Source organism: Streptococcus sp. STR1/CE/0325 (genome assembly GCF_055386095.1).
Genome location: NZ_AP045018.1, coordinates 592,168 through 611,527, shown reverse-complemented (window position 1 = coordinate 611,527; position 19,360 = coordinate 592,168). Strand labels below are relative to the sequence as shown.

The following is a 19,360-nucleotide window of genomic DNA, read 5'->3' as shown; positions in this document are numbered from 1 at the left end:
CCTAGATATCCAAAAAAGGATTGGTTGAGACTTGCGATGAAAGAATTTCCACCTCCCAGCCCTCCTCTTTTTTCCACTGGTTCAATAACTCACTCACCTTTGGAACAAAGAGATGCTCGATATGATGACCTGGATCAATAGCCAAAAGCCCCTCACTCAACATATCCTGCGCTGTATGATAGTAGATATCCCCTGTGATATAGACATCTGCCTTTTTGGCAATAGCATCTGGGTAAAAGTCGTCGCCACTACCCCCACAAATCGCCACACGCTCAAGCATCTGTTCCTCTGGATTGCCGTAGGTCACCAATCTCACATGAGAAAGACCAAACGACGCCTTAACCTTGTCTGCCAAAGACAGCAAGGATTGACGAGGGACATGCCCCACACGACCAATACCATGACCATCCTTGGTAGCACGCAGAACCTCTACCTCCTCAATCCCAAGCAAATCATAGAACCAGTCGTTCAAACCACCCTCAACCACGTCAATATTAGAATGACTAACATAAACAGCGATACCGTGCTCGACCAAAGACAAAAGACGAGCCGTCTTAGGTGACCAGACCAAATCTTTCAAGGGACGAAAAATCGGTGCGTGCTTGACAATGATCAAATCCACCTGTTTCTCAATCGCCTCTTGAGCGGTCTCTTCTCTAAGATCAAGGGTCACCATAACCCGCTTGACCTCCTTATCCAAGCGACCAATTTGTAGCCCGACCGTATCCCCTTCAAGGGACAAATCCTTGGGACAAAAAGTTTCATAGCGTGCGATAATCTGACTAGCTTTCATCTAAAACCTCCTCTATTTGTTTGATTTTAATCATTAAATCTTGCCTAGCTTGGTTATGAGTTTGTGGAATCTGTGACAGAGCCTTAGCGAGTTTTTCACGCTCTCTGCTCCATTTTTCCCTAAAAATGGGAGACAAGTCCTTTAGCAGATGAGGTCCAAAGCGCAACTCTCTAGGAGAAAGAGAAGACTGCCCTTTTTCCACCACCAAAATCTCATAATATTTGCCCTGTTCTTTCAAAAGGCGTTCATCAATAATGTTGAAATCATGCGCCATCAGCCAAGCTCTCAGCTCATCTTCGCGATTATTGGGTTGTAAAATCAAGCGTTCGACTTGTGCTAGCTTGTCTCTGCCGCCTTCTAAAATATCTGCAATCAAACGCCCCCCCATACCACAAATGGTGATGATGTTCACCTCGTCACTCGCCTCAAAAGCTGCCAAACCATCAGCCAACCTCACCTCAATCTGAGAAGAAAGACCCGCTGCCTTCACATGAGCTAGAGCTGACTCATAAGGTCCCTTGACCACCTCTCCTGCAATCGCACAGTCAATCACGCCTCTCTCCACCAAATAAAGGGGCAAATAAGCATGATCACTCCCCACATCCAAAAGACGACTTCCCCTTGGAACAAAGTCTGCCACCAAACGCAGACGCTGAGATAACTGAGTCTCCATAACAACCTTTCTAAAAATAAGATACAAAGGGCGTTAAGAAAGCGAGAAGAAAATAGACAGTTAGACGTTGGAACTCTCGTTCCTAGGAAAACTGGAGATTTTCTCGACGCTTTTAGCCCGTGTTCAATTTCATAAGATACAAATTTAGCTCGAATTCCACTCGCCAGCGATAAAGGTCACTCACGTTCCTCTTTATCCCACGCTTCTTGCTATAAGGCAAGAAGCTAGGCGACTGAGCTGTTTTTTCGCTCGGTCAATTTGACCTCAAGTCTAAACTAACTCAAAACAAAGAAGCTGAGCACCTTGTCCCAGCCTCTTTGTTCTATTCCTTAAATAAGGGAATCAGCCCCATAAATCATGTGTCGAGGCCAAGAGGTCATCCGACAAAGGAGCAAGGGGAGGCTTCTTGTTCGAGCGATTTTCTCTTCGTTCTTCAATGTCACGCAGGCTAAGAACACCTTCGCTTCTCCAATTCGTTACGATTTTTCGCAAATAATTCCACGTTCTAACATTGTTATAGACGCTCTCTCTTAGTGCCTCACGGATGATTTCTGGCTTGAGCCCTTGATTTAGCCACTCTCGCAAATCCTCCAACTCTAAAGGCGTCAACAGCCAGCCACTCTCTTCAAAATCTCGAAGAAGGCCCTGTACCGCCTCATCTAAGGTTAGCGTTTTTGCTACTTCTTGTCCCTCATCCTGACTCAAGCGATCCAACTTTTCAAAAGCAAGACTCGTATCAAATAAAGTATCCGTTTCACGATCAATATTGATCTCACGAATGGCAAGAAGTCCTTCTTGTGTCAACCTCTTGATAGAACGGTTGACCTCATCTAGAGTCTTGCCCAAGGCATTGGCCACCTGACTAGGGGGCAATTCTTCAACCTTGGTCGTGTTTTGCAAGTGGAAAAACTGCCAGACTAAAAAATCATCTGCGCTAGAAAAGAGCGATTTATAATTCAAAAACAGCTGACTAGGGAGCACCAGTTGCCCAGATTGATAATGTTCTAAAAAACTCATGTCCCCTCCTCTTTTTTCGAGTTTTTAATAGTGCATCAAAACCTTGTAGTCATAATCTCCGATAGCTTTTCGACCCTCAAGTTCGTCTAGCTCAATCAAGAAGGCACAACCAGCGACGATACCACCCAAACGCTCCACCATCTCAATAGTTGCCTTGACCGTTCCGCCTGTCGCCAAGAGATCATCCACGATCAAGACCCGCTGACCAGGTTTAATGGCATCTGCGTGCATGGTAAGAGTATCGATACCATACTCTTTTTCATAGTCTGCGCTAATGACCTCACGTGGCAATTTTCCTGGTTTTCTCACTGGCGCAAAACCAACGCCCAACTCAAAGGCTACCGGACAGCCAACGATAAAACCACGCGCCTCAGGACCTACAATCATATCAATATGCTTATCCATTGCATACTGCACAATCTCACGCACCGCGTAGCTATAAGCCTTGCCATCTGCCATCAAGGGGCTAATATCGCGAAACATAATCCCTTCTTTGGGGTAATTTTCAATGGTTGCGATATAATCTTTTAAGTTCATATTTCTTTCTCTCGTTCTTTTTTACTGACACCAAAGGTCTTCTTCATTATAGCATGATTTACCCAAAGCGTAAACGCTAAAGCGAATCTTCTGCTGTCAAATACTCATAAATATCTCTTGGTTTTCCTAGAGCCATCAATTCTTGAAAGGCCACCAATTCTTTTAAATCTTGGTAAATCTGACTGTCTGCTATCGCCCGCCTTGGCGCATCTGGGATGTAGTGCATGACCCCGTCCTCAATGCGAATAAAGCCTAGCTCCTCAAAAATTTGAATCATCTTGACCAATAAAATGGCAGGTATCCTCAGATAATCCGCTAACTCTTTTAATTTATAGCGAATATCACAAGATTGGAATTGTTTGACCGCTTGATAGAGCACCTTAAACTGATCTCTTGTGCCATACCCGGTCAGATAGTAGGGGTGTTTGATCTGATTTTTAAAGTAGATAACCTCAAAAGAATGGTCACTAAAGAGAGCTTTCAACCTCTCCACTTGCTCAGGCACCTCCAAAAGGACCACTTCTCTTCCCGCTACTCCTTCACTAAGAAAAGGCACTTGTTCAGGAAGAGGGGCTGTTTTGGCACGAATATCAATGAGCTGAACCCCATTGACCCGTGCATCCACCAGCATGAGCTGGAGGGTACGTTGGCCATTCCACACATTCATGGACAGATTGACCGCTAATTCTAGCTGACTAGCCTGCAAGAATTCTTGCATGAGATGCCCTTGGTTAAAGGCCACTAAATCAAAGGTCTGCTCACCATCGGTGATTTTTAGCTTGAGGTGGGCATTGCCCTGTCCCATTTGTCTGGCTTGCTTGACACTCACGTCTTTCAAGCGAAAGACAGGCTTGGGATTCTCCATGCCAAAAGGAGCTAACCTTTCCAAACTTTTGAGGGTATCTAGGGTCAAATCTCCCAAGCTCAAATCCTGATCAATCACAAGACTTGGACGATGAGGCCCTTCTTTGGTCACTTCTGCCACATAATTTTCTAAAACTGCTTCGAGTTCCTCTAGGCGATCCAGTGCCAAGGTCATCCCAGCAGCGCCGCTATGCCCCCCAAAGGCGAGAAAGAGGTCTGAATGTGGAGAAAGCGCCTCAAACAAATCCACCCCTTCTGGGCTTCTGGCACTTCCTTTGGCTTCGCCATCTTCAATCCCCAGCACAATCACAGGCTGACCCAGTTCTTCTAGGAGCCTGCTTGCTACAATGCCTAGCACCCCACGGTGCCAGCCTTCCTTAGCCAAGACTTGGGCTTTTTGACTGGGATTGACTTGCTCTTTGGCTTCTTCTAAGATGGTTTTGACCAGTTCTTTACGCTCTTCATTCTTGTCATAGACTAATTGTGCCAACTCTTTGGCTTCTTCGTCGTCAAAGCCTGTCAACAGCTCAAGGGCAGGCGCTGGATCGTCCAATCTTCCTAGGGCATTGAGCTGCGGCGCAATGGTAAACCCAACTGTCTCTTCATTGACCTGCTCAGGCTCAATACCTGACAAGTCCAATAGAGCCTCTAGTCCCAGACGCTCTGTTTCTCTGATTTTCTTGAGACCATATTTGACCAAAAGACGGTTCTCATCCACCAAGGGAACCATGTCAGCAATGGTACCAATAGCCACCAAATCCAGCATCTCAGTCGGAATACTCTCAAGCAGCGCACAGGCCAATTTAAAGGCGACACCGCAACCTGCCAATCCCTTAAAAGGGTAGTCTCCTTCTGGATGTTCGGGATGAATGATGGCATAAGCATCTGGCAGGTTCTCAGGCAACTTATGGTGATCGGTCACAATCACGTCCACGCCCTGCTCCGTGGCATAAGCAATCGCTTCATGACCAGCGACACCATTATCCACCGTGATTATCAAAGAAACCCCTTCATTTTCAATAAAGTAACGGTAGATGCTCTGGTTGGGACCATAGCCATCACTAAAGCGGTTAGGCAGATAAATGTGATTTTCCGCCCCTAGCATCTCCAAGGTTTCTTTCATGATAGAAGCAGATGTCATGCCGTCGGCATCATAATCCCCGTAAACCAATATGGTTTCACCGGTCTCAATCGCCCGACGAATCCGCTCCACTGCTTTTTCCATATCATGGAGTAAAAAAGGATCATGCAAGTCTGACAAATCCGCCTGCAAGAAGGCTTCTAAGTCTTCCTGATTCGTCACCCCACGATTTAAGAGAACTTCTAAAGCCAAGTCAGACAATTTCTCTTTTTTAGCGGCTTTAGTCAACGCCTCTTGCGGCTCTTTTCTTTGCGAAAACTGCCAATCATACTTTGCGGAAATCATTTATAATGAAACACCTTTCTAGCCATCCAGTCTCCCAAAACAGGAAAAAGAGCATAGCACTTAGCCGCTAGCGCCAAAGCAAGGGGGAGATTTAGCTCACGCTTGGGACGACCCATCACCGCAACCGTCTTTTTGGCCACGGTCTGTGCGCTCAACAAAAAGGGCTTGACCTTGTCCAAATAATTGCCACTAGGATCTGCCACCTCAAAAAATCCCGTTTCAATGGGACCGGGATTGACAGTGGTCACATAGACACCAAAGGGATGCAGTTCCAAGCGCAGGGCATTGGAAAAACCAATCAGGGCAAACTTGGTAGCAGAATAGACGCTAGACTTGGCAGAGGCTATGAGGCCCGCCATGCTGACCACATTGATGATGTGCCCTTGTCCCCTTTCTTTCATCCGCTCACCAATCAGTCTAGCAAGGCGCATACTAGCCAGCGTATTGACCGCAAACATGTCTTCAACCTCTTGATCGCTAAAGTCCTCAAAGGAGCGAAATAGACCGTAACCCGCATTATTGATGAGGACATCCACACGACCATAAATCTCATAGAGGCGCTCAACAGCGTCTCTCACCGCCTCATCATCGGTAATATCAAGGGCTAGTGGAGTGACATTGGCTTTTTCTTGATACAGCGCTTCTAAGTGTTCTTGACTGCGCCCAATAGCGATGACACGAGCCTCAGCCAACTCTTCGACTAAGGCTCTCGCTAGACCGCCTGAAGCCCCCGTGACAACCACCACGCTATCTTTTGCTCTCATAGGTCAATTTCCTCTAAATCACGCACCACATGGGTATTCTCAAAAATAGCCCTCGCATCCTTGGCCAACTGGCTGACTTCTCTACCCAGAAAACGTGAACTCACATGGTTGAGCAAGAGCCGTTTGGCGCTGGCTTCTTTAGCTACTTGAGCGGCTTGGATATTGGTGGAGTGACCATGACTTTTGGCGATTTTTTCATCCCCTTTACCATAAGTGGACTCGTGTACCAAGACATCTGCCCCTACGCCTAAGCGAACACTGGCAGGTGTTTTTCTCGTATCTCCCAAGATGGTAATCACCTTGCCTTTTTTAGGCTCAGAGATGTAGTCCTTGGCAATGATTTCACGACCATCTTCTAGAATGATATTTTCTCCGTTTTTCACTCGACCAAAGAGGGGACCAAAAGGAACACCTGCTTCTATCAGCTTTTGGGCATCTAGTGTCCCTTCCAAATCTTTTTGCATGATGCGATAGCCCACACAAAAGATGGAATGATCCAATTTATCCGCATAGACCACAAATTTGTCGTCTTCCATGATTTTTCCCAAAGACTTTTCATCAAATTCATGAAAATGAATCCGATAAGGCAAGCGCGCTCCCGTCACCTTGAGACTAGCCAGAACAAAGGACTTGATTCCAACTGGACCATAGAGATCAATATCGGTCTGCTCCTCGCTTGCCTGAAAGGAACGGCTAGATAAAAAGCCTGGCAAACCGAGGACGTGGTCGCCATGCAAATGGGTGATAAAAATTTTACGGATTTTTCTTGGTTTGATAGTGGTTTCAAGGATCTGACGTTGGGTGCCTTCGCCACAATCAAACATCCAAATTTCATTGATTTCATCTAATAATTTGAGAACCAGACTAGAAACATTTCTTGCCTTGCTGGGCTGACCCGCACCGGTTCCTAAAAATTGTAACTGCATAACTCATACTTTCTATTCGTTTGTGATCTCGTCATATCGTCCTAAAGGCAAACTAAGCAACGAGATAAAGGATAAAATGACGGTCTTTGTAGGCATAGTAGCGCTCTCCTGAAAAAGCCAGCGCAACCTCCATCAACTCCTCTTGACTAGGACTTTCTAGCTTCATTGTCCCGTCTTTTAGCTGGCTGGCGCTTCCTAGTAGCAAACCCGCCACCTCAAGAGGCTGACTTTCTTCTTCCTCAAAAAAGACACCCATTTCAATGCGCCCTTTCCTTTCTCTCACTTGATAATGGGGGAAGATGAGGGCCAATTCAAATAAGACAGCAGGCGTAATGGCTTCCTTTTCTTCACTAAAGACCAGCGCCAACTCCTCACGCGCGTAGGCAAAGCCGTAAGACTTCCCCGACAGGTTTAGCCGGACAAAGGGCTTTTCTTCCGAAAAATCAGGCGCTTCCTGCCACAAATCCAAGGCCTTGGTCAAGTCCAAATAATAGTCGGTCGCCCGCTTGGGAGAGCCTTTTTGATAATGTTCGGCAAAATAAGCATTCAACACACTGGGCGGTGGGGTAATCCACTGCAACTGTTCTTCTTTTGACAGACCAGATAAGACCCTCGTCAAATACACCTCATCCAAACGGGTAAAGCCGCCATATTTTAGGGCTAATGCGATGATTGTTTCCATTCAAATGCCTCCAAACGCCATTGATTTTTAGGTGCAATATAGCCAGACAAAGTACCACCAGAAAATGCCGCTTCAAAATCCCTGTTCCCCAGCAAAACATATTTCACCAAATCGTAGATAGCAGCGACTTCTTCAGCGCTCACCTTGACGTGAAAGGGAACAAATAACTCTTGCAACTCACCCAAGATAATCTCCCTAAGATCCTCTCTAGCCTCAAGCGACTTAGCAGAGAGTCGGACATTATGAAATGCTGTAGCCTGCAAATGCTTGACCTGATCCATCTTATTGTAGATGGCAAGTCGAGGAATGTCTCCCATCCCAAGATCATTTAAGAGATCAAGTACCACCTGCTCTTGCTCACTGTGGTTGGGGTCGCTAGCATCGATGACATGTAGCAGTAAATCCACCTGACGGCTCTCTTCTAGAGTGGAGCGAAAAGCAGCCACTAACTCGGTCGGCAGATCTCTAATAAAACCAACCGTATCCGTCAAAGTCGCTTGAAACCGCCCTTGGAGGTAAATTTGCTTGGTGGTAGCATCAAGCGTGGCAAACAGCTCATCGGCTTCATACTGGCTTTGGTCTGTCAGCACATTCATGATGGTGGACTTGCCCGCATTGGTGTAGCCCACCAGCCCTATCCGAAAAACCGTATCAGACAGGCGTTTTTCACGACTTCTCTCACGGCTCTTTTCGATTTTCTTGAGTTTTTGTTCGATATCGTGAATCTGGTTGCGAATGGTCCTGCGGTCCAACTCCAACTGGCTCTCACCCGGACCACGGCTTCCGATACCACCCGCCTGACGGCTCAGCATGATCCCTTGACCCGACAAGCGCGGCAACATGTACTGGAGCTGGGCTAGGTGGACTTGTAGCTTACCCTCGTGGCTTCTTGCCCGCATGGCAAAAATATCTAAAATCAGCTGCATACGGTCGATGACCTTAACACCTAGAATATCTTCTAAATTACTGTTTTGCCTAGGAGTCAAACGGTTATTGACAATGACGGTATCCACTTCATCTGCTTCTATCATCTGCTTGATTTCATCGAGTTTGCCTGAACCGACAAAGGTCTTGCTGTCATAGCGCTCACGGTTTTGAAGATAGGTTCCCACCACTTCAGCGCCTGCCGTTTTTGCAAGACTGGCCAACTCATCCATGGATAAAGCAAAGTCGTCCTCTCCTTTTAGGGCAACCCCAACTAAGATGACCCGCTCTTGCTGTTTTTTGGTCTCTAGCATCTGCTTCACCTCCTTTTATAGCATGTTCCATTATATCATAAAGTCCCTAAAATTTTTCCAATCAGCCTTAGCTTCACTTCAAAAAATCTGCGACCATTTCAAAAATAGACTCCGGATAATGAGGGTCTGAAATCGCATAAAAGGTGACCTGCATCCGATTGCGAAACCAAGTCAGTTGTCTCTTGGCAAAGCGTCTGGTTTGCTGCTTGAGTTTTGAAACCACCTCGTCTAAATCCGCCTCCCCTCTAAAGTAGGGAAACAATTCCTTATAGCCAATCCCTCTCGTGGCCTGGACATCTGGATAGTGGTCATAGAGCCAACGTGCCTCGTCTAAGAGCCCTTCTGCCATCATGGCATCCACCCTGCGATTGATTCGGTCGTACAAGACCTCCCGATCATCCATCAAGCCAATGATAAGTGCCTCATAGGGCGATTCTTGATTAACCAAATCTTGACCAAAACGCTCCAATTCTAACGCTCTCATCGCTCGTCTGCGATTGATTTCCTTAATTTCAATTTTGGCCTCTTGAACCCTAGCAAATAGCTCCTCGTCGCTCAGCTCCTCTAAGACCTTTCTATAAGCGAGGACTTGGGCTTGATCAAGCCCTCCACCAAGATGATAGCCCTCCAAAAAACTTTGTAAATAGAGCCCTGTCCCTCCAACGATAATGGGAACCTTGCCTTTTTTAGCAATGTCTTCCACCGCTTGAGTGGCTTCGGTCACAAAGTCATAGGCAGAGTAAGTCTCAGCCACATCTCTCACATCAATCAGATGATGAGGGACCTGTGCTTGCTCGTCTGGAGTCGCCTTGGCTGTACCAATATCTAACTTTCGATAGACCTGCTGACTGTCCCCGCTGATAATCTCACCATTAAAACGCTTACCCAGCGCAATGCCAAGTGCCGTTTTCCCGACAGCAGTCGGACCAACCACCACAATCACTTTTTTCTTCATTTTTCTCAACCTTTTCCTTGCATTTTCACTTCAAATTGGTTACTATGATTATAACACAGAAAAGGAGAAACACTATGGCTAAAAAACATGGATTTATCAAAGGTTTAGTCACAGGCGTTGTGGGATCAGCTGCCGCTGTTGCCGGTGCCGTTTACGCAGTGAAAAAGACCATCATCGACCCTGAAGAAGAAAAAGCAGCCTTCATCGAAGAAAACCGCAAAAAAGCAGCACGCCGTCGCGTGACACGCTAATCCTTAAAACAGACTTCTGAATCAGAAATCTGTTTTTTTTATCAGATTGCCACATCATTTTCATCTGAGAATTTTTTCGATAAAAAATAAAAAGCCCGAAGATACGGGCTTTTTGATGTTCGTTAAACATGCCACCACCGAGAATTGAACTCGGAACTGAGCATTACCATTGCTCTATTATACCATTTAACTATAGCGGCTTCACCAAACAACTATTTAATAATACCATAGAAAAACAAAAAACGCAAGCCCTTTTTTAACTTTTTTGGCAAAAAAGAAACGACCACAAAAACAGGTCGCCTTCATTGAAAACTAAATCAATCACTAGCCCAAGGAAATCCTAAATGATACGTCACCTTTTAGTTTCCGACGACTGGCTAACCTCTACTTGGGATTTTTGAGTACAAAAAAACATGTGACTTCTAATGAAAAGCGACGAAACTCCCCATTAGAAAGTGTCACATGGAATAAATCAACAGTCACTTCTCTGACTGTTGATTCTTGAGCTGAAAAATAGAAAAGCGAAAATCATACCTCAAATTTAATCGGACTAAAAGACCCAAATATCAGGATTTTATCCGCTCATAAAGGAGATGACTATCTCGAAATTACGGTTAAGCTCGTTTCCCCTGCGCTAAACTGTCCGCTGTGTGGGGGAAGGCGCATCAAATACGACTTTCAAAAATCATCCGCCATCCCTCTTCTTGACACTCAAGGATCTCCAACCCTGCTTCGCCTCAAGAAGAGGCGCTTTCAGTGTAAAAGTTCCTGCAAAGTCACCGTTTCTAAAACCTTTCTCGTTACTCTTTCTAAATCACCCATTACAGTTGACATGAGCCGTTTTTTTCTGTCCCATTATGAGGGGCAGGCTCTGTCCTTGTTTTTTGCTTTAGATCAAACCTTCTAAGAGGCTACGCATAAATTGCTCGGAGTCAAAGGGACCGATGTCATCGATTTTCTCACCAAAGCCGATGAGCTTAACAGGAATGTCCAGCTCTTCTCGGATGGCTAGGACCACACCCCCTCTGGCGCTACCGTCTAGTTTGGTGAGGACGATACCGGTGAGCGGTGTGATTTTTGAAAATTCCTTGGCTTGACTGAGGGCATTTTGCCCTGTTGAGGCATCAAGGGCAAGGAAGGTTTCATGAGGCGCTTCTGGCAACACACGCTTGATGATACGTCCGATCTTTTCCAACTCTGCCATGAGGTTGTCCTTGTTTTGCAGGCGACCGGCGGTATCGATAAGGAGGATATCCACTCCTTCTTTGACCGCGCGCTCCATGCCGTCAAAAACAACACTAGCTGGGTCGGACTTCTCAGGTCCCGTCACCACTGGAACACCTACACGCTCTCCCCACTCAACCAGCTGAGCGACTGCTCCAGCACGGAAGGTATCGGCTGCCACCAGCATGACCTTTTTACCTTCCGCTTTATACTGATGGGCGAGTTTGCCAATGGAGGTGGTTTTTCCGACTCCATTGACCCCGACAAAGAGCATGACCGTGAGCCCCTCTTGATAGTGGATGCTTTCATCAATCTGACCATCTTTCTCGTAAATATCCACTAGTTTTTCAATCACCACTCGGCGCAGATGATCTGGTTTTTGGGCATTTTCGAGCTTGGCTTCCTGACGGAGTTCCTCACTCAAACGGGTTGCCACAGCCACTCCCACGTCCGATAGGATGAGCAGTTCTTCTAACTCTTCAAAAAACTCCTCGTCCACCCGTCTAAAGTTGGCAAAAAAGGCATTGAGCCTTGCACCAAAGCCTGTTCTGGTCTTGGCTAGGGTGCGGTCATATTTTTCTTCGGTAGTGACTGGTGCTTCCTCAACAAGCTCTGATACAGCTTGGTCGCTGTTAACTGGGCTTTCCTCACTGGTCTCTACCTCTTCAAACTCAAGAGCACTTGAGTTAGGCTCGTCATCTGGGATAGGCTCTACTGACTCTGCATCTTGGACGACTAGTTCAGTTTCATCAGCTACCATCTGCTCTGTTGCTTGGGGCTCCTCGGCAACATTCTGAACTAGCTCGGGCGTTTCTTCTAGTTCTTCTTCTGGCTGTTCGACGTCTTCTTGAATGGTCAGCTCATCAACTACCTCGATATCTGATGCTGGCTCGATTTCTTCTGTGTCCTCTTTATCTTCTACCACAGCTTGGCTGACTTGGTCATCGAGGACTGGCGCTTCAACTAAGGTGGTGTCTTCTAGGTTTTCTTCCTCTTTAGAGAGAACGGTTGGTTCTACCACCTCTTGTGGTTCTTGGTCTTTTTTCTTTCGTCCAAATAAACGGTCAAATAAGCCCATCTGTCTCCTCCTTTAAGATGTATTGTCTCACAGCTTCTGCAACACCGGATGCTTCATTGGTCGCTCGGGTGACTGCCTTAGCAGCCGCTTTAGCTTTAGCAGTGCCATTTTGCATGGCAACTCCTAGTCCAGCCCAGCTCAACATGGAAAGGTCATTTTCCTCATCGCCCATGGCCATGACCTGACTTTGATCAATACCCAAATAATCGCTCAACTGAGCAAGACCAACCGCCTTATGCACACCTTTTGGCATGATTTCAAGGATGATGTCCCTTGATTTAAAGACTTCAAACTGGTCGTAAAGTTCTTTGGGAAGGCGTGTGATCTGCTGATCGAGGTGGTTACTTTCCACCACCGTGACGATTTTATTGTAAACCACATCACGCGGCAACTCCTCAAGGCTAGCAATGGTCACAAACTCCAGCATAGGATTGGCTTCTGGATAGAGGGACTGGTGATTCTGACTAGGAATACCGTACACCCGCCCCTCACTCAAAATGTCAACTGGCAAATCAAGGGCAAGCAAGGTTTCTGTAATCTTTGCCACTTCTTCAAAGGTCAGCTGATGCTTGGCAAGGATTTTTCCTGTATTTTGCTGAATCAAGCCACCATTAAAGGTGATGCTGTACTCGTCCTCACCGATAAGGTCAAGATCTTCCAAGACATGTTGGATGGCTTTTAGCGGACGACCGGTCGTGATCACCACCTTGACCCCTTTGTCACGTGCAAGTGCTAAAGCAACCTTGTTTTCTGCTGTAATCTCTTTTTTAGCATTAAAGAGGGTCCCATCCAAATCCAAGGCTAATAATTTTATCTCTGTCATGAGCTTCTCCTATTCTTCTTGTTCTTGATAATCCTTTAACTTGACCGACACCAAAGAGGACACTCCAGATTCCTGCATGGTAACTCCATACATGGTGTCTGCTGCCTGCATGGTGCCTTTTCGGTGCGTCACCACAATAAACTGGCTCGACTGGTCAAAGCGATTGAGATAATCCCCAAAGCGTTTGACATTGGCTTCATCAAGAGCTGCCTCCACCTCGTCTAGAATGACAAAGGGAATGGTCTTCACTCGAATGATAGCAAAAAGTAGCGCCAGAGCAGATAGTGCCTTTTCCCCTCCGCTCATGAGGTTGAGGGACTGGATTTTCTTACCTGGTGGCTGCACGGAAATCTCCACCCCAGCGCTCAAGAGGTCGTCTGAGGTCAAAAGCAAATCGGCTCTTCCACCGCCAAACATCTGACTAAAGGTCTCTTGAAAACTCCTTCTGATGGCTTCAAAGGTTTCTTGAAAACGCTCTTTCACCTCATCATTCATCTGATCGATGGTCTCGTCCAAGAGTTTTCTCGCTTCAAGCAAATCCTCCCTTTGCCCTGTCATAAAGTCCAAACGCTCAGACACGCTGCGGTACTGCTCAATCGCGTCAAGATTAATGGGACCTAGCGCTCTGATTTCCTTGACCAGTTGGGCTAGACGGTTGCGCATCAAGGGCTCATCCTCAACTGCTTGAGCTGTCTTTTTAGCTTGCTCAAAACTCAACTGATAGTCTTCTGCGAGGCTTCTGGCTGCTTTTCTAAGCTCTGTTTCCACGGTCTCGAGCTGGACTTTCTGGGTCGTTTGTTGGCGAATGAGGTCCTCATTTCTCTTAGACAACTGATCGCTTTTCGTCTCTCGCTCAGAAAGAAGGGCTTCCACGTCTTCTAGCTCAAACCTCAGATGGATCAAATCCTGCTCACAACTGGTCAAACTTGCCTTGGCTTTCGCTAGCTGATCTTTGAGGGCAACCGAGCCTTCTTCATCCATACTGGTAGAAGCAGCAAGGCTTGTCTCTAAGTTTTGTAAGGACTTCGCTAAGTCTTTTTCCTCCTCACCAAGGCGCTTCAAGGTTTCCTGCTCAAACTTCAACGCTCCTAATAGGTCACGCTCTTCTAGCTGGTTTTTAGAAAGACTTTGTCTCAAGCGTTCTGTTACTTGCTGCCAATCTGCTTGATCACGCTTGGTCTCTTCCATGCGTTTTGTTAAATGCTCTTTTTCAAGACGAATGACACCCAAGTCTGAGCGCACTTGGGTAAGGCGTTCTTTGGAGGCTCCTTCTTCTTGAGGAGAGCCTGTAAACCGATCTAGCAGCTGTTTGAGACGCTTTTCTTGTGTGTCGAGCTGCTCTTTTTGTAGCAACAACTTTTGCTCAACCAAGCGCTCCTCTTCCCTCTTTTGTTTTAAGGCCGAAAGTTGCTGAGCTAATTTTTCACGTTCTTCTTTTTGCTGAGATAAATGCTGTTCTTGGCTTCTTATCTTGGCATTTGCTTGGTCAATGCTCTCTTTTAGAGCAGCGATTTCTGGTTCAATAAACAGCATGCTCTGGCGCTGATTGGCACCTCCTGAAAAAGCACCTCCTGGGCGAATTTCACTCCCATCCAAGCAAATCAACCGCACCTGATAACGGATTTTTTGAGCCGCTTTGGTCGCTTGATTCAAATCCTCAAAAATCGCAATGGTTCCCAAAAGATTTTGAAAAATGGAAACTAAACGTTCTTCAACACTGACCAGATCCACCGCAAAGCCGATAAACCCCTCGCAAGAACGCAAGTCCTTGGCCAGATGAGGAGCAACCTCCCTTTTCTTAATGGTCGTCAAGGGTAAAAAGGTCGCTCGACCTTGCCGATTTTTCTTTAGAAAATCAATCCCTCGTTTAGCAGCCTGTTCATCCTCAACGATGACGTGCTGGCTGCTGCCACCAAAAGCCACCTCAAGAGCAGTTTGATAGGTCTTATCAAACCGGACATGCTGACTGACCGCACCAATGATGCCACCTAGTTGGTCTTGCTTTTGCAAAACTGCTTTTACCCCAGCGTAAAACTGGCTATGGTTTTGCAAGATTGTTTCTAAACTTTGCCGTCTCGCTTCTTTTTTCTTGAGGTCATCCAGGTCTTTGAATAAGCGCTCTTGTGCTTTTTGATAGCTCGCTTCCAGTCTTTGGCTATCTTCTTTTCGTACTTGGTAAGAAAGACGTAAGGTTTCTAGCTGATCTTGGCTGACGTTTAGGGCAGTTTCTAGCTGATCTTTTTCTTTTAAGAGGGCATTTAAGTCCTGCTGAGTGGCTTCTTGGTCTTTTTTCTCTCGATTTTCTTGATGCTTTTGATTCTCCAAATCAGCCAGAAGGCTGGTTTCTTCATTGGTCAAATCAGCTTCTTTTTGAACCAAGTGTAAATAGCTCTCCCGCAAGTTTTCCATCACCGCTTCTGGACTGGTACTGTAAGCTGTCAGCTCTTGAGTAAGGGACTGGATACGATGTTGCGTCTTTTCCAAATCTTGAGCTAACTCTTGACACCTTGCCTTGGATTGCTCTTTTTGCTCACCTAACTGCACGAGCTGACGAGAAAGCTGGTCTTTTTCTTGCTTGAGGCTTGCTGCCTTTTCCTTGGCTTGGCTAGCATTTAACTCTGAGAGCTGGAGACGATTTTCCAAATCACCCAAAAGCTGGGTCAACTGGAGACGCTCGCCCTGCTTTTGCTCCTGCTTTTGAGCAATTTTGCGGCGTTTTTCCTTTAACTGCTGGTGCTCTTCTTCTAGCTCCTTGCGGCGCTCATAGTAAGTTCCTAACTGTTTCTCGGTTTCTTCTAGTGCTTCCTTGGTGGTTTGCCGCTTCTGGTTAAATTGCTCAATGTCAAATAGCAATAGACTAAGAGCTAGCTGCAAGCGTTCTTCTTCTAAAACCTGATAGCGTTCGGCTGTTTTAGCCTGCTTTTCCAGAGGTTTGACCTGAGTTTCTAACTCATAGATGATGTCTGCCACACGGTCGAGATTGCCCTTGGTTTGGTCCAGTTTTTGCTGCGTTTCTTTCTTTCTGGTCTTGTATTTCAAGACCCCAGCCGCCTCTTCAAAAATACTTCTGCGCTCCTCGGGCTTACTGTTAAAGATAGCCTCGACTCGACCTTGGGAAATGATGGAAAAAGAATCCCTACCAAGACCCGTATCCATAAAGAGGTGGTGGATATCCTTGAGGCGCACTTTTTTGCCATCAATCAGATAGTCGTTGTCCCCATTGCGGTAGATCTGGCGCTCCACACGAATCTCTTCGCCAGCCCCCTTGATGAAACCATCACTATTATCCAGATACACGCAGACCTGAGCATAGTTAAGCGCAGGACGTTTCTCGCTTCCTGCAAAGATGACATCAGGCATCTTGCTACTTCTAAGGCTCTTGCTGCTGGATTCGCCCAAGGCCCAGCGCAGACTCTCGGTGATATTGCTCTTACCAGATCCATTTGGACCCACAATAGCCGTCACCCCTTTGTCAAACTGAATGCGGGTCTTGTCTGCAAAGGACTTGAACCCTTGCATCTCGATTGCTTTTAAAAACATGCTTGTTGCTTACTCCAAAACCGAAAGAGCAACCCGTGCTGCCTCTTGCTCGGCTAGTTTTTTTGATTTGCCAATCCCTTGGCTCAGGCGCTTGCCGTCCACCACAACCTCCACTTCAAAGGTCTTATCATGGGCTGGACCTGTTTCATTGATCACACAGTAGTCAATGACCACCTCACCCTTGACCTGCAAAAATTCTTGGAGGATGGTCTTGTAGTCCTTGACCTGATCATAATTGCCCTCCTCAATGCTAGGAATCATGACCAGCTCAATAAAGCGGCTCACCTCTTCCAAGCCTTGATCCAGATAAAGCGCCCCCAAAAAGGCTTCAAACAAGTCGCCTAAAATGGTCGCACGCTCTCTGCCTCCTGTTTTTTCCTCACCTTTTCCGAGCTTGACAAAGGCTTGAAAACCGCACTGCTTAGAAAAGCTAGCCAAACTCTCCTCACGCACCATGGTAGAGCGCATTTTGGAGAGATCTCCTTCTGCCTTATGAGGGTATTTTTCAAATAAATATCTCGAAATCAAAAGCTGCAAAACAGCGTCTCCTAAAAATTCCAAACGTTCATTATGTGAAATGTTTAGGAGGCGATGTTCATTGGCATAGCTGGTATGGGTAAAAGCCGTCTCAAGCAAGGTCTGGTCCTTAAAAGTAATGCCAAACCGCGCGTTTAAAGTATCGTATAAAGCGTTCATAGCCTATCCTTTCTTTTTCTCATGTCCTTTTATTATACCACAAATCAGATGAGCTTTTCGGTCTTGACCCTACTTTTCCCAATAAAAGACTAGAATATGGGGAATAGCACATCCTACTAGCTATAAAAATGCAGCCAGTTGGGGTGATAGGCTTTATAGCGGAAACTAAAAAAGCGGTGATTTTTCTAACATCTCCGCTCTTTCTCTTTGGTTATATATGATATAATAGCATCTGGCACAAACAAAACACCGCCTGCGAAAGGAGGTGAGTTGCCCATGTAGCATGAAGTCCTCATAAACGTTGTCGCGCCAACCTTGGTTGGGGTAGTGCTTGCACTATTTTCTAAATGGCTAGCGATGAATGCCACTAGCTCAAACAGCCTTAGTCGCAAACGACGTAAAAAAAGCCCTCTACAAAGTGGAACATTGAACTGCACCCCAAAAGTTAGACACAAAATCTAACGATTGGGGGGCTTTTCTTATGAAATTAAGTTATGAAGATAAACGAGGTATATACAAGTTGAGAAAGAGAGGTGTATCATGGCCTCAGATCAGTCAGCGATATGAAGTCTGTCCTTCCAATCTCAAGTACATGGTTAAACTCATGGATAAATATGGTGTTGAGATTGTTGAAAAGGAAAAAAATCGGTATTATTCACCCGAATTAAAGCAGGAAATAATGGATAAAGTCTTGATCCATGGTTGCTCTCAACTCTCAGTTTCCCTTGATTATGCCTTGCCAAATCGAGGGATGCTCCCAAATTGGATAGCCAAATACAAGAAAAACGGTTATACTATTCTTGAAAAACCAAGAGGGAGACCACCAAAGATGGGACGTAAACCAAAAAAGACTTTGGACCAAATGACAGAGTTAGAACGACTAAAACATGAAAATGAATACCTTAGAGCGGAGAATGCTGTGCTAAAAAAGCTGAGAGAATACCGCTTGAGGGACGAAGCAAAGCGCAAAGAGCAACAGAAATCATTCAAGCATTAACGAATCAGTTTTCCCTAGAAACGCTACTCGAAATCCTTGATTTGCCACGCTCCACCTATTACTATCAAGTGAAGCGACTGGCTAAGCCAGATAAGGAGAAAATTATCAAGGATGAAATACAATCTATTTATGATGACCATAAAGGTAATTACGGCTATCGTCGGATTCATTTAGAATTACGAAATCGTGGCTTTATCATCAATCACAAAAAGGTGCAGCGCTTGATGAAAGAGTTAGGCTTGACCGCTCGTATTCGTCGTAAGCGCAAGTATTCTTCTTACAAAGGTGAGGTTGGTAAGAAGTCTGATAATCTGATTAAACGTCAATTCGAAGGCTCTAAACCTTACGAGAAGGGCTATACCGATGTGACGGAGTTTGCCTTACCTGAAGGGAAACTTTATCTCTCCCCTGTTCTTGATGGCTATAACAGTGAGATTATTGATTTTACCTTATCTCGGTCACCTGACTTGAAACAGATTAAAACCATGCTTGAGAAGGTTTTTCCAGCAGATTCATATAGCGGAACCATTCTTCACAGCGATCAAGGCTGGCAATACCAGCACCAGTCTTATCATCACTTTTTGAAAACCAAAGGAATTCGTTCCTCTATGTCTCGCAAGGGAAATAGTCCAGATAATGGGATGATGGAGTCCTTCCTTGGCATTCTCAAATCTAAAATGTTTTATGGATTTGAGAAGTCTTATCAATCCCTTGATGACCTTGAGCAAGCTATCACAGATTACATTTTTTACTACAACAACAAACGAATCAAAGCAAAACTAAAAGGACTTAGTCCTGTGGGGTACAGAACTAAATCCTTTAGATAAATAAAATGTCCAACTTTTGTCAAATCTCATCCTTTTTTAGGCCTTAGAT

At 45.7% G+C, this 19,360-nt stretch carries 16 protein-coding genes, 1 tRNA gene and 2 pseudogenes; 4 read left to right on the top strand and 15 right to left on the bottom strand.

What is annotated here, in order from left to right:
* Position 1: 1 nt before the first annotated feature.
* The 10 genes from ACZ49W_RS02995 to miaA all read right to left on the bottom strand — a co-directional run bounded on the left by ACZ49W_RS02995 (position 2) and on the right by miaA (position 9,875).
* Positions 2-793 (bottom strand): Nif3-like dinuclear metal center hexameric protein, encoded by a 792-nt coding sequence (locus tag ACZ49W_RS02995; protein WP_464813855.1) that lies wholly within the window; start codon positions 791-793, stop codon positions 2-4.
* On the bottom strand, positions 783-1,466 hold the full coding sequence (locus tag ACZ49W_RS02990) for a tRNA (adenine(22)-N(1))-methyltransferase (protein ID WP_464813854.1): 684 nt from the start codon (positions 1,464-1,466) through the stop codon (positions 783-785). The genes ACZ49W_RS02995 and ACZ49W_RS02990 overlap by 11 nt, the downstream gene beginning before the upstream one ends.
* Before the next feature lie 342 nt (positions 1,467-1,808).
* Positions 1,809-2,483: a DnaD domain-containing protein gene (locus ACZ49W_RS02985; protein ID WP_464813853.1), complete on the bottom strand. Its 675-nt coding sequence runs from the start codon at positions 2,481-2,483 to the stop codon at positions 1,809-1,811.
* Between the two features lie 24 nt (positions 2,484-2,507).
* Positions 2,508-3,020: an adenine phosphoribosyltransferase gene (locus ACZ49W_RS02980; protein WP_464813852.1), complete on the bottom strand. Its 513-nt coding sequence runs from the start codon at positions 3,018-3,020 to the stop codon at positions 2,508-2,510.
* A gap of 76 nt (positions 3,021-3,096) precedes the next feature.
* Positions 3,097-5,310 (bottom strand): single-stranded-DNA-specific exonuclease RecJ, encoded by a 2,214-nt coding sequence (recJ, locus tag ACZ49W_RS02975; protein ID WP_464813851.1) that lies wholly within the window; start codon positions 5,308-5,310, stop codon positions 3,097-3,099.
* Positions 5,307-6,074 (bottom strand): SDR family NAD(P)-dependent oxidoreductase, encoded by a 768-nt coding sequence (locus ACZ49W_RS02970; protein ID WP_464813850.1) that lies wholly within the window; start codon positions 6,072-6,074, stop codon positions 5,307-5,309. The genes recJ and ACZ49W_RS02970 overlap by 4 nt, the downstream gene beginning before the upstream one ends.
* Positions 6,071-7,000 carry a ribonuclease Z gene (gene rnz, locus ACZ49W_RS02965; RefSeq protein ID WP_464813849.1) on the bottom strand — a complete coding sequence of 310 codons (930 nt, stop codon included), beginning with the start codon at positions 6,998-7,000 and terminating at the stop codon, positions 6,071-6,073. The genes ACZ49W_RS02970 and rnz overlap by 4 nt, the downstream gene beginning before the upstream one ends.
* Before the next feature lie 52 nt (positions 7,001-7,052).
* On the bottom strand, positions 7,053-7,682 hold the full coding sequence (locus tag ACZ49W_RS02960; RefSeq protein ID WP_464813848.1) for a cystathionine beta-lyase: 630 nt from the start codon (positions 7,680-7,682) through the stop codon (positions 7,053-7,055).
* On the bottom strand, positions 7,661-8,920 hold the full coding sequence (hflX, locus tag ACZ49W_RS02955; protein ID WP_464813847.1) for a GTPase HflX: 1,260 nt from the start codon (positions 8,918-8,920) through the stop codon (positions 7,661-7,663). Before hflX ends, ACZ49W_RS02960 begins: the two co-directional genes overlap by 22 nt.
* Positions 8,921-8,993: 73 nt before the next feature.
* Positions 8,994-9,875, bottom strand: coding sequence for a tRNA (adenosine(37)-N6)-dimethylallyltransferase MiaA (miaA, locus tag ACZ49W_RS02950; RefSeq protein WP_464813846.1), 882 nt, complete (start codon positions 9,873-9,875; stop codon positions 8,994-8,996).
* Between the two features lie 74 nt (positions 9,876-9,949).
* Here miaA and ACZ49W_RS02945 point away from each other — a divergent pair, with 74 nt between their 5' ends.
* On the top strand, positions 9,950-10,126 hold the full coding sequence (locus tag ACZ49W_RS02945) for a DUF3042 family protein (protein ID WP_464813845.1): 177 nt from the start codon (positions 9,950-9,952) through the stop codon (positions 10,124-10,126).
* Between the two features lie 129 nt (positions 10,127-10,255).
* On the opposite strand, the gene ACZ49W_RS02940 is transcribed toward ACZ49W_RS02945, so the two are convergent.
* Positions 10,256-10,326, bottom strand: a tRNA-Thr gene (locus ACZ49W_RS02940).
* A gap of 344 nt (positions 10,327-10,670) precedes the next feature.
* On the opposite strand from ACZ49W_RS02940, the pseudogene ACZ49W_RS02935 reads away from it, so the two are divergent.
* Positions 10,671-10,928, top strand: a pseudogene (locus ACZ49W_RS02935) (transposase family protein); the annotation flags it as partial.
* A gap of 87 nt (positions 10,929-11,015) precedes the next feature.
* Here the strand turns inward: ACZ49W_RS02935 and ftsY are convergent.
* From ftsY to rnc, 4 genes are read right to left on the bottom strand one after another with little or no spacing between them, the layout of a single operon-like run.
* Positions 11,016-12,428: a signal recognition particle-docking protein FtsY gene (ftsY, locus tag ACZ49W_RS02930; protein ID WP_464813844.1), complete on the bottom strand. Its 1,413-nt coding sequence runs from the start codon at positions 12,426-12,428 to the stop codon at positions 11,016-11,018.
* The gene (locus ACZ49W_RS02925; RefSeq protein ID WP_464813843.1) at positions 12,415-13,251 is read right to left on the bottom strand and encodes a Cof-type HAD-IIB family hydrolase; all 837 of its coding nucleotides are present in this window, start codon (positions 13,249-13,251) and stop codon (positions 12,415-12,417) included. Before ACZ49W_RS02925 ends, ftsY begins: the two co-directional genes overlap by 14 nt.
* Positions 13,252-13,260: 9 nt before the next feature.
* The gene (gene smc, locus ACZ49W_RS02920; protein ID WP_464813842.1) at positions 13,261-16,791 is read right to left on the bottom strand and encodes a chromosome segregation protein SMC; all 3,531 of its coding nucleotides are present in this window, start codon (positions 16,789-16,791) and stop codon (positions 13,261-13,263) included.
* A gap of 9 nt (positions 16,792-16,800) precedes the next feature.
* Positions 16,801-17,487 (bottom strand): ribonuclease III, encoded by a 687-nt coding sequence (rnc, locus tag ACZ49W_RS02915; RefSeq protein ID WP_464813841.1) that lies wholly within the window; start codon positions 17,485-17,487, stop codon positions 16,801-16,803.
* Between the two features lie 294 nt (positions 17,488-17,781).
* On the opposite strand from rnc, the pseudogene ACZ49W_RS02910 reads away from it, so the two are divergent.
* Both ACZ49W_RS02910 and ACZ49W_RS02905 read left to right on the top strand, forming a co-directional pair.
* Positions 17,782-17,841: pseudogene (locus ACZ49W_RS02910) on the top strand (type I toxin-antitoxin system Fst family toxin); the annotation flags it as partial.
* Between the two features lie 127 nt (positions 17,842-17,968).
* Positions 17,969-19,311, top strand: a protein-coding gene (locus ACZ49W_RS02905) for an IS3 family transposase (protein WP_464813840.1) whose coding sequence is annotated in 2 segments (ribosomal slippage) — positions 17,969-18,419 and positions 18,419-19,311 — 1,344 coding nt in all. Because the reading frame shifts where the segments join, the coding sequence is not laid out codon by codon here.
* Positions 19,312-19,360 lie beyond the last annotated feature (49 nt).